Source organism: Serratia sp. JUb9 (genome assembly GCF_014298095.1).
Classification (GTDB): domain Bacteria; phylum Pseudomonadota; class Gammaproteobacteria; order Enterobacterales; family Enterobacteriaceae; genus Serratia_B; species Serratia_B rhizosphaerae.
Window position 1 is genome coordinate 3,385,115 of the sequence record NZ_CP060416.1, and the last position, 17,413, is coordinate 3,402,527.

General features: G+C 48.1%; 10 protein-coding genes. 1 reads left to right on the forward strand and 9 read right to left on the reverse strand.

Annotation, left to right across the window (positions count from 1 at the left end; translation table 11 throughout):
- Positions 1–5: 5 nt before the first annotated feature.
- The 9 genes from HF675_RS15975 to HF675_RS16015 form a co-directional block, all read right to left on the reverse strand.
- Positions 6–1,322: a flippase gene (locus tag HF675_RS15975; RefSeq protein ID WP_187043396.1), complete on the reverse strand. Its 1,317-nt coding sequence runs from the start codon at positions 1,320–1,322 to the stop codon at positions 6–8.
- Between the two features lie 126 nt (positions 1,323–1,448).
- Positions 1,449–2,813 (reverse strand): glycoside hydrolase family 5 protein, encoded by a 1,365-nt coding sequence (locus HF675_RS15980; RefSeq protein ID WP_232251640.1) that lies wholly within the window; start codon positions 2,811–2,813, stop codon positions 1,449–1,451.
- Positions 2,814–2,888: 75 nt separating this feature from the next.
- Positions 2,889–4,025 carry a glycosyltransferase family 4 protein gene (locus tag HF675_RS15985; protein WP_187043397.1) on the reverse strand — a complete coding sequence of 379 codons (1,137 nt, stop codon included), beginning with the start codon at positions 4,023–4,025 and terminating at the stop codon, positions 2,889–2,891.
- 203 nt (positions 4,026–4,228) lie between these two features.
- The gene (locus HF675_RS15990) at positions 4,229–5,365 is read right to left on the reverse strand and encodes a polysaccharide export protein (protein ID WP_187043398.1); all 1,137 of its coding nucleotides are present in this window, start codon (positions 5,363–5,365) and stop codon (positions 4,229–4,231) included.
- A gap of 844 nt (positions 5,366–6,209) precedes the next feature.
- Positions 6,210–7,577, reverse strand: coding sequence for a phosphomannomutase CpsG (cpsG, locus tag HF675_RS15995; RefSeq protein ID WP_187043399.1), 1,368 nt, complete (start codon positions 7,575–7,577; stop codon positions 6,210–6,212).
- A gap of 3 nt (positions 7,578–7,580) precedes the next feature.
- Complete coding sequence (locus tag HF675_RS16000) at positions 7,581–9,005, reverse strand: mannose-1-phosphate guanylyltransferase/mannose-6-phosphate isomerase (protein ID WP_187043400.1); 1,425 nt, start codon at positions 9,003–9,005, stop codon at positions 7,581–7,583.
- Positions 9,006–9,293: 288 nt separating this feature from the next.
- Positions 9,294–10,673 carry a TolC family outer membrane protein gene (locus tag HF675_RS16005; RefSeq protein WP_187043401.1) on the reverse strand — a complete coding sequence of 460 codons (1,380 nt, stop codon included), beginning with the start codon at positions 10,671–10,673 and terminating at the stop codon, positions 9,294–9,296.
- Between the two features lie 2 nt (positions 10,674–10,675).
- Positions 10,676–12,007 (reverse strand): HlyD family type I secretion periplasmic adaptor subunit, encoded by a 1,332-nt coding sequence (locus HF675_RS16010; protein WP_187043402.1) that lies wholly within the window; start codon positions 12,005–12,007, stop codon positions 10,676–10,678.
- 52 nt (positions 12,008–12,059) lie between these two features.
- Positions 12,060–13,826, reverse strand: coding sequence for a type I secretion system permease/ATPase (locus HF675_RS16015; RefSeq protein ID WP_187043403.1), 1,767 nt, complete (start codon positions 13,824–13,826; stop codon positions 12,060–12,062).
- 563 nt (positions 13,827–14,389) lie between these two features.
- Here HF675_RS16015 and HF675_RS16020 point away from each other — a divergent pair.
- Positions 14,390–17,404, forward strand: coding sequence for a DUF4214 domain-containing protein (locus tag HF675_RS16020; protein WP_187043404.1), 3,015 nt, complete (start codon positions 14,390–14,392; stop codon positions 17,402–17,404).
- Positions 17,405–17,413: the final 9 nt, after the last annotated feature.

Consider the following 17,413-nt stretch of genomic DNA (forward strand, 5'->3'; position numbering starts at 1 on the left):
TATAATTACCTTGATAAAGTATTTTTCATTCTTAAAATTGCACCTGGTATCCACAATGCACGAGTTTTTTGCCAGAAAGCAATCCTTGTCTTAGCGCTCAGTAAATCAAAAGCATAAGCAGCACATCCGTAAGCAATTAATGTCGCATAGGCGGACCCTTCGGCGCCATAAACAGGAATAAGTAAATAGTTAAGTAATATCCCCATTGCAAGCCCTAATACATTTCTATTAAGCGCGTACTTTTGCAGCCCTTCATTAATGTACCAGCGACCGCTCGCTGAGCTAAGGAAATAGAATACACTCACCCAAGCATAAATTTTAATCAGCCGCGATGCTTCAGTATACTGCGCACCATAGAACCAGCCAATAATATAATCAGACAATAGAGTAACAACGATTGCCAGACCTACACCGGCAGTAACCATGAGGTCATAGAGGAATTGCATTTTTTTATTATAATTCTCTTCGCTGATTTCCTTCTCTTTAATTATTTTAGGGAAGAGTGAGGATACGATTGCAACAGGGAAGAAATACCACACCTCAGTCATTTTAACCGCAACAGAGTAAATCCCCACAGCAGTATTATTAATCATGTTACCTATCATGATTTGGTCAACACGCATGTAGAGCATCAATGCCAATCCAGAGATAATCAACGGCCAACTTTGTGATAATAGTCGTCCAATCTCATGGCGATCGACGGACCAGGAGTAATCCTTGGTACGACTCCGGTAAAGATAAACCAGCAAAACCGCAACAATCAGCGCTTCCAGACTCACCGTCGCTGCAATTGCCACATAGGAACCGCCCATCAGCATGATCAACATCTTAACGCCTGCGCTGGTTAAAAACGCCACGTTTTGCGCAATTACCGTATATTTAGCAGAGATGATCGATTCAAACCAATATTTAATAATATCACTAGATCTAAATAGAATTGATGGAACCATCACGAGTGTTATTAACAGAATATCCCACTCTCCGGGCCGAAGCATCATGGTGCTGAGTACAACTAATAAAGATGCAAGCAGACTTCCACATACCTGCAAGAGAAAAGATGTCCCCATTATTTTATCCGACGATTGCGGATCACGGACAAGCTCTCTTACTACAACACCGTTCATTCCTAGAGAAGCGACAGAGACATAAATAGCGATCATCGCCATGGCATAGTTGAATATACCAAATTTTTCCGGCCCCATATACCTGGCCAGCCAAACATTTAAAACAAAGCCCAACCCCATCCTCAATATACTATCGCCTGAAAGCCACAACATATTTAAAATAGAGTTGTTTTTTGAAATCCTCGAAAAAATCCCCATACTCAATCTATCGCCTGCGATAAAAATAAATTATTCATAACCCTGCCTAGATAAATAATCGAGTGATTAGTATTAACCACTCGATGTGAGTCTAATGAAAAACACAATCAGAACAATCGCTCTGCATTAGCGTTTTTCTTTGATATCATCTTTGTTTAACGCCTTTTCAGAAAATACCAGTACGGGCACACCGCCTTTCAACACATAGTCATCTGAATTCATGACTTCAATTGGCTGAATAGGCTCTTTTTTAGGGTTGTCGCCAATCACCTTATTCATCAACGATTTCACCGTACTCTCCGGTTCTTCCGCTTGAGCTACCGGTGTTTTCTTCCAATAAATCATTGCGTTTTTATTATTCGCTTCTTTCATAGAAATGCTGATGATGTTATCCGCTGACACATTATAATTATTGATCTTGTATGCTTTAACCACCTCAGCTATCTTCCCAAAAGCAATAGCTGCAGCTTTAGGCTGTTCTTGACGGTTATAGAAGCCAAAACGATGTTCATTAACTTTTGGATTATCACCATCATCAATCAGATCATACCACCAGACTCCGCGGATATAGGGTCGCGACTTGGCTAACATGGTGTATTTTATTGCGTACTGTGCAGCCTGATCGTTCGTCATGCCCCCAACACCGCTATAGGTCGGTACGCCGATTTCCGTTATATACATAGGTACAGATTTATTGCTGAATTTCTTAACCCTTTGCTCAAACCTATCAATTGCAGCGAGGTTATCTTCCGGATTGCGCAGGGCCAGGTCGTTATCTTTATACGAGTAAGGGTGTAACGAGATGCCATCAAGACTATCCAAAATCCCCAGTTTCATTAAGCTATCAAACCACTGGAGCCCCTTTTTTGTCAGCGGGTTAAGCGAACCAGCCATAACGATAGCATTAGGATCTGCGCGTTTTACTGCTTCAGACGTTTTCTTAACCAGCTGCGCATAAATTTCCGGAGAAGGGACAGATTCATTATTCCTGATTCCCGTTCTCACCGTCCATTCGTTCCATACTTCGTAGTACTTTACTTTCCCCTTATAGCGGCTGGCCGTCCAATAGGCATACTTGGCAAAGGCATCTATAGCTTCAGGAGTACGCGGATATCCACCGTCAGCAGTATAACCGGCACGGCCATTGCCATTACCCAGCACCAGCAGACCATTTAGGTTATATTCTGATTTCCCTGTTTGATAAGCCTTATCTTCTTTTTTAGCATCGCCAGTAACGCTAAATTTTCCAGGTTTAGGCTCCACCATCCCCCATAAAAATCCATCGCGATACGAAGTGAAACCCGCTTTCTCAATAAGAGACAGGTAATTATCGGTCGGCTTAGGATACTTTCTCAAGTGAACATTAACACCGACTTCAAAGTCCTGGGCATACAGATATGAGCTTGACAGCACTAACCCTGCAGCTAATAGCACTTTTTTTACAGGTGAGAGTAAAGCGCGTTTCTTACGTCCATCAATACAGGTCGTCATAGGAACCTCCGCTTAGGAAATGAAAAACCAATAGATATCTCTCAATTACAGGTATGGTTCAAACATTGTCTGATGCTACTTTTGATAAATATTCTGGTAAGAACTCGCAAGCGTCATCACATCAAATGGATTACTCTCTGGCAAACCAGGAGGCTGGTTTTTTAACGCCCGAACACGTTCTGGAGTAAATTCATTGAGTTCATAGACATTGCTATAAAAATCTGCAATTTCTTTGATACCGCCGGTAAAGGAAGCAAACACGTGTTTACCCGCCGAGGCACCTTCCGCGACCACCCGGCCAAATGGTTCGTTCCATCGAGTCGGCAGCAGTAACATATCGATACTGGCTAAAAAATCATCGGCCGGAACAAAGCCTACCAGAGTAACTCCTGCCTCTTCAGCCAACCGCTGCATGGCTTTACCTTCATCGTTGCCAGGCAGTCGCCCGGCGGCAAAATAGGTAATATCACGATGCTGCTGCGTCTTTTTCGCCATATGGCAAAAGTCGGCAAATCCTTTGTCTGCGGTCAAACGCCCAATAAAACCGACCCTAACCTGCTCCGCGGGTGCACTATCAATAACATGGCTATTGATCGGGTTGTATATATGTGTATATTTGGCATTTTTGGCATAACCATTATTTTTATGCAACTCAGAAATATAGTCGCTAATGCCAACGAAGGCGTCGATATTCTTACTGCGCCAACGCTTTATTGCCGAGAGTATTCTGATTTTCCTTGAGGACACATCCATATTCTCGCCATTTTTAAATAGCGTACAGTTGTGGTGAAACAAGTAATAATCACGGGTAGTGTGAACCAGCCTTATTTTTTTGCGCTTGACAACATCCCAGACGGCAACAGAAAAACCACTCACATTATTGGTATGCACCACATCAGGTTTAAAATCATCCAACTCATGTTCAACCGCTGCAGCCATCAGAAGATTATAGCTATCAAATAAATGCCATAGTATTTTTTTTACCTTTCCTTTTTTACTATCATCAAAAGGCCAATACACATTCTTCAAAGGTAAGTAAACGACCTCTACATCGTTAATGACTTTTTTCTCTCGTTGAGATTTATCATGCAGGCAAACAACGCGAACCTTATTCCCTGAGGCAGCCAGTTCTTCCGCAAGCAGTTGGACGGACACCTCCGCCCCACCTACTTTGAAGGGGGTATATAATGTATTAATAATTAATATATTCATATTTCTTATATTACCTGCAAGGTTACACCTCAAAAATATCAGAAGACAACGTTGTCGACTAATATCATTGATATCAATATCCGCAAGGGAAAGAGGAGGGAATGGGACGAACAATAGCCAAAGGCAATGATAGCTGAACAGGGGAGATTATCCCCTGTTCAGTTTTAACACCCATTATTATATTGATAATATGCGTGACTCTACTACGGCCAATTACGGATACGCAGAGAACCTTCGGTAAGATTATTGAAACTATCAATAGTCGGAGCAAGTTGCATAATCAAACGGTTCCAACGAGCAACCGGTGCAGCCGTAACATAAACGACATCATACGGCTTAAGCTGGAACTCGGCGCCCATCACCAGTGCCGTGGCATCAGACATATTAAGTTGGTAGATATCCGCAAGCTTGCTGCCCTGACTGCCGTGTAACGGCCGAATCACGAATACGCCAGTGGCATCGGCTGCAGTTTGTGAAATACCTTGGCTACTGCCTAACGCTTCAGTTAACGTCATGCCGCTGCGATCCATCTTAAGTGTCGATGGCGCTTTCACTTCTCCCATCACGAAGACTTTAAGATCGTCGTTACGTGGGATATAGAGAATATCTCCAGGATATAGCAGACGGTTCTGCGTTAGATCGCCATTTTGCATCAGTTTCTGCAGTGACAGACTCTGCTCTTTACCATTATGCGTCAAGACGATGTTACGCCAGTCCGCATTCTCTGTCAGGCCCCCAGCGGCATTAATCGCATCCATTACGGTTAATGGCACGTTGGTGATCGGCTGTTGCCCAGATTTGGCAACCTCGCCGGTGATATAGGCTTTCTGCGAACGGAATGCCGCAATGCTCACGTCAACCTGCGGACTCTCGATATACTTCACCAAACGACGAGAGATCTCATTACGTACCTGAGTCACCGTTTTACCAACCACCTTCACCTGGCCGATATAAGGATAAAAAATATTGCCGTCGGCATGAACCCAGTTACCGGTATCGCTAGCGCTACGATATTGCCCCGCAGGAATGGTTAACTCAGGATGATCCCAAATAGTGATATTCAGTACATCGCCAACGCCGATACGATATTCATATTTCTGTAACGCTGCATCCAACTCACGATTGGATTGCGCGACGACCTTCTGTGGACGCATCTTATCCAATAACTTCGGCGTCATAGGATAGATATTAACCAGCTTATCAAGATCGAAGTCGGCATCCTCCTGCTTTACTACATCTTTTCCTGATGTTGAAAGATGAGTACCTGGAAACACCGTACAACCGCTGAGGATGCTGAGGGATATCAGTAAAGATACCAGTTTCAACTGTTTTGTTTTCATTAAGTTATCATCACTTTCAAAGTCAATGTATTTGCAAAGCGGCAACGTTACTGGCCACTATTCCCTTATGCCATATCGTCATCCAACGTGGCAGGTTACCTTTCTATACCGATCAGGGTGCGGTAACTTGTCCACCTACTTTTCTGCTATCGCTCGCCCCAGAGAGGGTAATATGAGCTCACAGTCGCCCCATTAGGCATGCTTGTGTGTGCGGCCTGCATGTTTACCGCCATTATCATAGCCTAAACACGGGCTATTCTAACGATATAACAGCATATTATGCGATAAAAACGTTTCCCGTTTCCGTCCGGCATATGGCCTGATAGTGGCATAATCTTCTCCGCGGGTATAGTGACTGACTTGTAAAGCAATGGGCAATAGTACCCCCATCATTGGTAAAACGTGTCATACAAGCCTCAGAGGCGTCCGCACACGCTACCGCCCTTGGCTTTTCGGCTACCAATGCGCACTGCTCTACAGCTATGACAAAGTGCTTACGCACCAGACTCTACTTATCTGCTCTCTTATAACCGGGACACCACCACGGTGGAGAACCCAGCAACGCAAGTTTTTAACGATATCTGTCGCAGATTTTTATACTATTGATGGTGTCATACAAGCCAAATGTGGTATAGCTGCGGGCTTTTCAGATTAAGACTACCGCCCTCATTCAGAACGCAACGAACTATGCCGTTAACGCCAAAAACGACTTGATGCAGGAAGAGAAAACATCGCATCCTGCGTCCGCTTTAAACAGGGCAGAAAGCGAATAAAAACCGGCTCAACAAGGAGTAATATAAAAAATCAGCGACGACAACGCGCCGCTGACTGCATGTGACGCTTATTAGCACTGCAACAGGTTTAATATTTCGCTGGTTTTTTCCTTCATCAAGGCCGGCATGCCTCGGGACTCGACATTGAGACGAACCACCGGCTCCGTATTGGAAGAGCGTAAATTAAAGCGCCATTCGGGGAATGCCATACTGATGCCATCGGTATAATCCGCTTCTGCACCCTGGGCCAGGTAATGCTGCCTGACCTTCTCGATCGACTCGGCCGGCTGAGCCAACTTGATGTTGATCTCACCGGATGATGGGTATGCAGCGATACGGCTTTGCACGAGTTCACCGAGCGTCTTATCTTTTACGCTAACCAGTTCGGCTACCAACAACCAAGGGATCATGCCGCTGTCACAGTAGGCAAAATCACGGAAGTAATGGTGAGCGCTCATTTCACCACCATAAATCGCATCTTCGGCACGCATGCGCTCTTTAATAAACGCATGCCCGGTCTTGGACATCACCGGCTGGCCGCCGGCTGCGGTTACTACATCGACGGTATTCCAGCTTAGACGTGGGTCATGGATGATTTTTGCCTGTGGCTGTTTCTGCAGAAAGGCTTCCGCCAACAAACCAACGATATAATAGCCTTCAATAAAATCGCCATTCTCATCAAACAGGAAGCAACGGTCAAAGTCACCGTCGAATGCAATCCCCATATCAGCCTGATGTTGGCGTACCGCATTCGCGGTGTCGGCACGACACTCCGGTAACAAAGGGTTAGGGATCCCATGCGGGAAGGTACCATCAGGTTGATGATGCAGCTTGATAAATTCCAGCGGGATGCCCTGCGCCTGCAACCGAGCTTCAATCGCGTCAATCACATGCCCCGCAGCACCATTGCCAGAGTTAATCACCAACTTCAACGGTTTGAAGTTATCCAGGTTAACGTAGGAAAGAATGTGCTGAACATAAGCATCAAGAATATTTTCACGTACGTAGCCACCACGATTGGCTACCGGGGCAGAAAACTGATTGTTCTCGGCCAGTTCCTGAATAGCCCGTAATCCGGTGTCGCCGCTAATCGGCCGCGACCCTTCACGAACCAACTTCATACCGTTATAGTCGATAGGATTATGGCTAGCCGTTACTTCCACACCACCATCGCTCTTAAGGTACGACGTAGCGAAGTAAACCTCTTCCGTCCCGGTCAAACCAATATCGATAACGTCCGTACCCGCATCCTGCAAACCTTTGGCCAAAGCCAGTTTCAAGCTTTCACTGGTTAACCGTACGTCACTACCTAATACGATATTCTTAGGCTTCAGATATTCACCGAAAGCACGGCCAATACGGTAAGCGATATCCTCATTCAGCTCTTCGCCCAGTTTACCGCGCACGTCATACGCTTTAAAACACGTCAGTTTTCCCATTACTCAAGCCCGTCCATACCTGTCATGTAAACGTTCAATATCATCCTCTTCAAGATAGGAGCCAGAACGAACCTCTATCATCTCCAGGTCGATTTTTCCTGTATTTTCCAGCGTATGCACACTACCAGCCGGGATAAAGGTTGACTGATTTTCCGACAGGTAGAAAGTGCTATCATCAACGTCGACCTTCGCCGTACCGCTAACAACGACCCAGTGTTCGGCACGATGTACGTGTCTTTGAACCGACAGTCCGTGTCCGGGGTGAACGATGAGTTTTTTCACCTGATAGCGCGGACCACAGTCAATATCGGAGATACTCCCCCACGGACGATAGGAGGAAGAGTGTTGCCGATAGTGGTGTAGATTGCGTTTTTTCAGCTCATCAACCACTTTCTTGACGTCTTGCACATGTTCTTTGTGTGAAATCAGCAAAGCATCATTGGTATTGATCACCACCACATTGTCCAGACCAATGGTCGCAACCAACGCCCCCTCGGAAGAGATATAGTTATTGCTGGAGTTTATCGCAATAACCTCTCCCATGTTCACGTTGCCCTGCCCGTCTTTTTCAGAGACTTCCCACAGTGAAGACCAGGAGCCAACGTCGCTCCAACCCGCATCAATCGGGATCACCACCGCAGCCTGTGTCTTTTCCATAACGGCATAGTCGATGGAATCACTGGGGCATCTGTCGAAGCTCTCTCGGTCCACGCGTATAAAATTCATATCGCGCTGACTCGCCACCATCGACTGCTGTGTGGCGGTGAAAATATCCCCGCTCAGACGCTCAAGCTCTTGTAAAAACGTGCCGGCTTTAAACATGAACATACCGCTATTCCAGCTATAATCACCGGACGCTAGGTATTCAACGGCCTTTTCCAGACAAGGTTTTTCTACGAAACTTTCGACGTTAAAGCAGCTATCAGACAGCGCCGAACCACGCTTGATGTAGCCATAGCCGGTCTCAGGGTGCTGAGGAATAATGCCGAACGTCACCAGTTGCTCATTCACCGCAAACTGCAGCGCTTCATTGATTGCCTGGTGGAAATTATCTACTTTTTTGATCAGATGATCGGCAGCCAACACCAATAAAATATTATCGGCATCCTCTTCGACCGCCAAATGCGCAGCAAGCGCCACCGCTGGAGCGGTATTACGGCCTACCGGCTCAAGAATAATATTCGTTGCCAGCAGGTCCAACTCACGCAGCTGTTCGGCAACCAAAAAACGATGTTCTTCATTACAAATCACTAAAGGAGCGGCAACATCTACGCCATCCAAGCCAGACAAACGCTGCAACGTTTGCTGTAACAGGCTAAACCCACTGTTATCCAAGGACAAAAACTGCTTGGGAAATGATTCGCGTGACATAGGCCAGAGGCGAGAACCTGTTCCACCCGCCATAATCACAGGAATTAGCTTAGGCATTAAGTTACCTTTCTTACTGAATTATCCATTTGTATAATCAAATTGCGATGAGCTCTTATAACAACCCACGCGCATTCTGCAAGTCACCTGATTATTCGGCTCAGGCAATTCTCTCTTCGTCTCGATAAACGCAGCAGAAACAGGCGAAAATTCGAGCTCAGCAATACGTTTTACCGTTTTTCTAACATAACGTATTAAGCCTCAAAAGAGCAGCGTTAGGCTGCTCTTTCGGATTAATACTCAGTATGCAAGGGAAGGTACCAGAGGTTTCTCGTCGCAGCAGTACATTCAACGGCCAGCGGAAGAAAAATACTGCGCTATACGCTTAATATCACGTTCGTCAAACATCCCGGACTCGCTCTGCAGCGTGACCCAGGCCTTGAGGTAGGTATACTTGGCCGAAGCCAAATCGCGTTGGGCCGAATACAGTTGCTGTTCAGCATTCAACACGTCAACATTGACACGCTGCCCGGCCAACACACTTTTCCGTGTAGCCTCTACCTGTGTGGTCGCTGACTTCACTGCCAGTTCATACGCTTCTAGTTTGGCGCGGCTGCTGACACACAAGTTGAACTGCTTGCGCAGCTCGATAAGCGTAGAGCCAACCTGTGCATCCATCTCATACATTGCCTGTCCATAGCGCGCCGCCGCCTGACGGGTTGACGCCGCCACTCCACCGCCGGAGTAAATAGGCATGCTGACCTGGATACCGATACTGTCAGTTCGGTATTTCTGGTTAACGGTGTTATCGCTGCTGGAATCGTTCTCCGAATGTGAGGCATACAGCTGAACCTGCGGCATAAAGCCGGCCCGGTTGCGTTCCACATCATAGCGGGCGGCGTCCACGCCGTGACGTGAAGCTGCCAACTCAGGATTATTCTTTATCGCCAGCGCCTTCCACGCTTCAAATTTTGACGGAATTAACGGTGCAACCTTAAACGGTCCGGGTTTAATACTTTGCAGTTCATCCAACTGGTCCAGCGGCACGCCAATCATGACTTCCAACTGTCGCTGCGCCGCGTCCAGAGCATCCCGCGCTTCAATTTCCTGCGCCACCGCCAGGCTATAACGCGCCTGGGTTTCGGACAGATCGGTTACCGTTCCCTCACCCGCAGTCAACAAACGATCGTTGAGCGCCAACTGCTCCTTATATGCAGTCTTCTGGGCAACGGCCAACGCGATCTGATCCTTGGCGTAGGCGACTTCAACATAGGCGCTTATCACCCTGACGGCCAGGTCAAACAGCTTGCTACGGTAGCGTTCATCTGCCATTAACGTCTGGGCAATACCGGATTTATAGCGTGCGTAGGCTTCATAATCGAACAACGGTTGGGTCAACGTTACCGAGCCCGAATAACTACGATACTGCTGACGCTTCGTCACATCCGAGACCTGCCCAAAAATGTTCTGCGACTGATACTTTTGCGTCTGCCAGTTGCGCGGTGAATTCTGATAATTCAGAGCAACTTTCGGCAACAGTCCCGCCCGGCCGATATTTTCATTTTCCTCTCCCGCCTGCTTCTCTTTCAGCGCTGCCAGATAAGTCGGGTCCTTTTCCAGCGCCAAGGCATAAACGTCCCAAACCCCCAGTGAATAAGCTGGCGTAGCGAACGCCAGCAGCAGGGAACCGGCCGCCAAACCGGTTACCCTCCGTGAAAATCGAATCAAAATTATTCCTCAGTCAATGAAGTATGAGCGCGGTCCAGAATCGGTTTAAACAAGTAGCTCAACAGCGAACGCGACCCGGTTTTGACGAAAACTTCAACCGGCATGCCTGGTTTTATTTCTTCCGTATTCAGCATTTTCATACCTTCAGGAGAAACCGTTACCTGCATTTTGTAATAAGGTTCGCCATTGGCCTTATCCACCAGTCGGTCAGCGGAAACCAGGGTTACCGTCCCCGGTATTTTCGGCGTTTTATTCTGATTAAAGGCGGTAAACATGAGATCAACCGGCAATCCCTTATAAACCTTATCGATCATCTCAACCTTCAGATTGGCATCCACCACCAGTGTCGCCTGACTAGGCACCACATCCATCAGGTGATCGCCTGCTCCGACTACGCCGCCCAAGGTAAAGATATTAAGTCCGACAACCGTACCATCAACCGGTGAGACGATCGCCGTATTGCCGAGGTCAAAGTTAGCCATCTCCAGCCGATTACGGAAGTCGCTGGCATCCATTTGCGTTTGCGCCAGTTGAGTGCGCACTTCGCGTTGATAATCAGCCACACGCTGTTCAATCTTTTGTTTCGCTTCCTGCAGTTGCTTTTGCAGTTGGCCAATCCGCCCGGCGGTTTCATCAATATTGCCGTTAACCTCGGCAAATTGGCGTTGCACTTCCAGATAACGGTTACGTGGCAGGTAACCATCTGCAGCCAGCTGTTTCATGCTATTCATTTGTTCACGCAAACTACCGCGTTGAATGTTTCGGTTCGCGTTAGAATCCTGCAACCCCTTCAACTGATAGCGCATGCCTTCCATCGACTGCTTATATCCGTCGATTTCACTACCAAGCCCCATGCGACGAGAAGTAAACAGCTGATTTTGCAAAGCGATAATTTCTGCAACCCGCGGCTGACTCTGCACCTGCAGCAGCACCGGAGAAAAGGTAATTTTATCCAGTCCATCACGCTCCGCCAATAACCGCCCCTCGGTTGCCAGCGTGGTATAGTATTGATCGCGGAGGGAATCCACCTGCGCCTGCGCCTGTACCTGACTTAATTGCACCAGGACCTCACCGGCTTTAACTCTATCGCCCTCTTTAACCATAATATTTTTGATGATACCGCTGGCCGGTGCCTGAACCGTTTTACGGTTGCCGGACACGATCACCGATCCCGGCGAGGCAACCCCTTTATCCAATGGCGCAAATGCAGCCCAGATGAAAAAACCAAACAGCCCGATACCAATGACCAACCAACCCATGCGCGTAAAGCGACGTTCATCCAATGGAATCAGTTGAGAAAACGAGTCTTTAGGCTCGCTAATCTGCGTCGACATACCTACTCCTTTCCATGCAGGCGGCTACCTACTCCGCCAGGCAAGTTCACGATTAATTTGTTTGTGTTTTTGGGAAGTTGCCTTCATCCGTCGGTGGATTTGCCGCACGGTTCACCTGCTGGCCAGCCTGGTTCTTTTGTGCATTGGCCAACGCCTGCAATACCTGCTGAGTTGGGCCAAATGCGTTAACCACGCCGTTAGTCAACAACAACAGCTTGCTGGTCATTGACAACAAATTGGTTCGGTGGGTAATCAAAATCACGGTTTTGTTACGCTGTTTGAGAATAAGAATGGCCTGATTAAGCGCTTTTTCCCCGGCATCATCCAGGTTAGAGTTTGGCTCATCCAACACCACCAGCGACGGATCGCCATACAGCGCTCTGGCCAAGCCAATACGCTGCTTCTGTCCTCCAGACAAGCCGGCGCCACCGTTACCGATCACCGAGTCATAACCCTTAGGGAAGCGCAGAATTAACTCATGCACACCGGCCAACTTGGCTGCTTCAATCACCTTTTCAGCATCCACTTCGTTGAAGCGAGCAATGTTTTCAGCGATGGTACCGGCAAATAGCTCAATATCCTGCGGTAAGTAGCCGATATGAGGACCAAGTTCATCCTTGTTCCATTGATAAATATCAGCGTTGTCTAAACGCACAATACCTTCGCTGACCGGCCATATGCCTACCAACAAACGAGCCAACGTTGATTTACCGGACGCACTGGGGCCAATGATTCCCAGGACATCGCCCGGCAGCAGTGCAAAACTCACGTTGTGCAATACCTGTTTTTCTTGCGAGCCCGGAGGCGCAGCACTAATACCCTCAACCGCCAATATACCCTCCGGCGGAGGTAACGACATACCAGTACCACGCTGAGGATGCTGGTCCAGGAGTTTCACCAGCCGCCCATAGGAGAGTTTGGCTGCACTCCAGCTTTTCCAAACGTTAATCACCTGCTCAATCGGCGCCAGCGTACGCCCCATAAGAATTGAACCGGCAATCATCATACCCGGAGTAATGTGACCGTCGATCGCCAACCATCCCCCAAGCCCCAGAACCAGCGACTGCAGGGAAAGACGCACAAATTTAGTGATCGACGTCACCGTGGCTGCACGCTCACTGGCAACGCGCTGAGAATTGAGAAAGCGCTGATGCAGGCCAAACCAGCGGCTTTTTAAGTTAGGCAGCATGCCCAAGGCTTCGATCACTTCCGCATTGCGCAGATTGGTGCTGGCCAAGTTCGAAGACATGATTGAAAGCTTACTGGCCTCACTCAACGGTTTTCTCGATGCTATTTCGTTGATGATTGCCAAAGCGACCAACAAGAGCGATCCAAGCAGGGCAAACAGCCCCAACCAAGGGTTAAACAAGAAAATAACCAAAAGATAGATGGGGAACCAAGGAGCATCAAAGAAGGCAAACAGCGCATTACCCGTCAAAAATTGACGTACGGTCGTCAGATCGCCCAACATTTGACCGGCGTCTGATGAACCATTTTTCAAATTAGCCTCATATGCCGCAGTATAGATACGCGTGTTCAGACGCATATCCAACTGGCTGCCGATGCGAATCACCACCATGCTGCGGACATATTCCAACAGAGCCATCACACCAAACATCGCCAGCATGATGAGTGTCAACATCAACAGCGTAATTTCATTACGGGAAGGCAGTGCCCTATCGTAGACCTGCAACATATAGACGGAAGGAACTAACATTAGCAAATTAATAAATGCTGTAAATATACCAACAGTCCAGAAAATCTTACTACGCGTTCGAATAACATCCGCAATCTCGTTGCGCGGTATAAACTGATTCACTTTTTTTCCTTAAACTTCATCTGCACCGTCAGCCAAAACCATTCACGCCAACCTAAGTAAAATCCTAATCATGACCTGAGGATAATCCCAATCAAGACCTAAGGATAATCCTAATAAATGACGATCAATGTGAACCACCTTAATGAGCGCAGCCATTTCCCTTAACTATAGACAAGTTACATGATTTTCATCAAGAGCTTGAGGCAAAAAAAACAAAATAAAAATAACCTTACATAACAATGCGTTGAATCAGGCGCACTGCCCCCCTTTCTGTTCGAAGAAGTGGCAGGGAAAACCAACTCATTAAGTAAAAAATTAACTTGATATTTTCTGGAATACAAAGAATTAAACATAACCCAATTTTATAAAGTGCCCTTTCTTGACATTTCTCAGGTCTACTTCTTTATTTATTAAACGGTAGTGGATGACCGGCAACGTGCCGTGTCGCCGCTGTCGTGCGCCCGTTCGCAATCACATGCCAATTTCTCCGCAGGGATCTTAATTCTGCGAGTAGGGGTATTGTCACGGCGGACCGTTTAACAGTTATATCTAAGAGGTAAATTATGGCTTCTTTAGCAGCACAGCAAACTGCAGCAGCAATCTACTATTCCGTTATGGGTAAGGATGCAACGTCAGATGCTTATGACTATTTTGGACAACAATTAGAAGGTGGAAGCAAAACCCTAGATGAACTCACTGAATCACTTTTGGCCTCACCAGAAGCAAGCGCTCGTTTTGCCAGTAAGTCACTCGAACAAATCATTACCCAGGTTTATACCAGCGTACACGGTGCAGCTCCGACGGCCTCTCAACTGTCTGAACTGATAACGGGCACCACAACAACATCATCCGTCATAGCTAAAATCGTTGACGGTCTGTTACATTACGCGGGAACTGATGCTACTACCCTGGCCCAGCAAAGCGCTTTTGAAACCACCATTAACGGCAGCCTGTACCCTGCGACCAAAAGCGCAGCTACCGAAGGTTCTGCCGATGTGCAGGCGCTCTATCACTCATTAGGTAGAACACAGGTTCAAGAAGGGATTAACTACTGGGGTGAGGTACTGGCGAACGGCAGCAAAAGCTTCAATGAAGTTGCAAACGCCTTCGTTAACGCAACGGCTGCACTGAAAGGTCTTTCCAACAGCGACTTTGTGAACTTTATTTTCCAAAATACCTACAACAGAGCCGCAACCAGCAGCGAGTTGGATCAGTATGTCAACTCGCTCAGCAACGCTTCAAGTCGTGGTGATGTGCTGGTTGATGTCATCACCAGTATTCGCAGCAATGTTGCAGCGGGCGATACCTCAGCACAAACCAGCTTCAATGCAGCGACCAAAGTTTACCAGCAGGGCACCCTGCCAGCGCTGAACTTCCAGGAGCAGGCTGCATCAGTTTATCTGGCAGTGCCTGGACGCGGCATCGACGCCGAAGCACTGAACCACTGGAGTAAAGAACTGGCAGCAGGGAAAAGTTTCTCTTCTTTGAATGCTTCGCTGTTAAAATCCGGCGAATTCCAGAAAAAAGGTGCGCAGCTCACTGGCGATGAGTTCATTCAACACGTCTTCTCTGCGGTACACGGTGTCGCAGCCACTGCTGCACAGCTGGCGACCTATGCCTCATTAAGCTCCAAAGAGGCGATTACCAGTGCGATTATCCAAGATCTGCGTAACTCCACCGCTACTGACAATGCCACCGTTTCACAACAGCACGCCTTTGAAGCCGACATTGGTGCCAGCCTGCTGTATAACACCTCTGCAACGCTGAGTGCTACTGCCGGCGGAGGCAACGCTACCGGCACCGTAAATACCGGCACCAGCCACACGCTGAGCAATGCGGAAACGGCAGTACTACAGTCAGCAGTGCTAAATGCTAATTCAGCCAATGCGGTCAACCTGAAGTTTGCCGATAATCTGCAAAACTTGACCATCAACGGTACCAGTGCAGCCACCGTCAGCCTGTCGGATAATGGCGTCAATCAAGGTGTCGATATCACCGTTAACAACGGCAACGTTATCCTGAACGCCGGCTCTGGTAGTGACACTGTCAACGTGACCTCATCAGCAAACATTGCCAGCGGCACCGGTAAATTTAACCTGGGCGCGGGCAATGACTCACTGCTGTGGAGCGGTAACGCCGCCAGCGGCGCGGCCAACAGCGTCGGCAGCGGCATCAGCGCCAACGGCGGTGAAGGTGTTGATACCATCTCTGCTAACTTTATTACCAAAAACGTCGCCATTACCGGTTCACTGTTGCGTACTGCGACAATCACCTCGAATGCTTCTCAGTTCAGCAATTTTGAAAAAATTGACCTGGCGGGTTACATCGGCAAGGCCACGGTAAGCGGCGGCACTTCAACCGCAGCGAACCACACTTTCGACTTTGGCGTACTGACCGGTAACGCGTCGACGGAATCCAGCACTACCGTCACTACCACTAACCAGGCTGCAACCTCTAATATCGGCTCGCAAGGTTTCGTGCTGTCAGGATTAGCCGATGCGGTCAAAGTGATCAATGCAGCCGGCGGCAATGCCGCGCAGTTGGAAATCACGGGTAACGCCACGGCAGCAAGCGACCTGTCGATTGCTTTCCGCCAGAATGCGACCGACCACTTCAATATTAACTTCAACGCAGAAAGCACCAGCGACGTCAATGCGGGTTCCCTGGCCCTGAGCAGCAGCAGCAGCGCGCTGATGGGTACCGCGCTCGCTACGGTCAATATTGCCTCCGGCGGTACTGGCGACTTTGATAACATTCTGGCTCTGACCGGTAGCAACTCTCAGGTAAGAACGCTCAACATCAGTGGCGATCACGCACTTGATTTAAACCTGGGCAGCGGCTTTAGCAACGTACGAACCATTGACGCCTCAAGCAATACTGGCGGCTTGAACCTGGATACCAGCCATGGTGGTACCGGTGACGGCCTGATCGTACAGCTGCTGAACGCTCTGCCGTTAGGTGCAGTGACTACCGGCCTGTTGGCTCCGGTTCTGACCGCGCTGGGTTTGAACGGTTACCAATTGAAAATTACCGGTACCGGTGCAGCTGATAATTTCGATATCGCCGCTAACACCAGCGTCACCGGCGGTGCTGGCGCAAACAATTATGAGTTGAAATCCAGTACTTCGTCTGCCGGGGTTACTATCAACGACTTTGACAGCGCAAAAGATACCATTGTTGACGGACTGTCGGGTCTGAAAATCTCCAACGATGCCTCTGGCAGCGCTGTTGCCGACTACGGTACGCGTTCAGCCGATGTTCTGGATGGCATTCTAGGGACGCTTCTGGGCGGCGTAGTTAACTCTGCAGCTGGCCTGCTCGGTGGGATCTTGGGACTCGGGAGTAGCAATGCACTGACCTCAAAAGTAGGCATCGCCTCCGTGGCCTTTGATGGAACTCACAGCAACTCATACGTTATTATTGATAACAATAATAACGGCACGCTGGATAGAAACGACTCCGTTATCTATCTGACTGACCAGAACCACCAGAGCCTGCTGGATAGCCTGCATTACGCACCAGAAGTCTCCGTTAACGGCGTTGCTGATACCGCCGTTACGGATCTGGCCGTCGCGTAACGCTGAAAA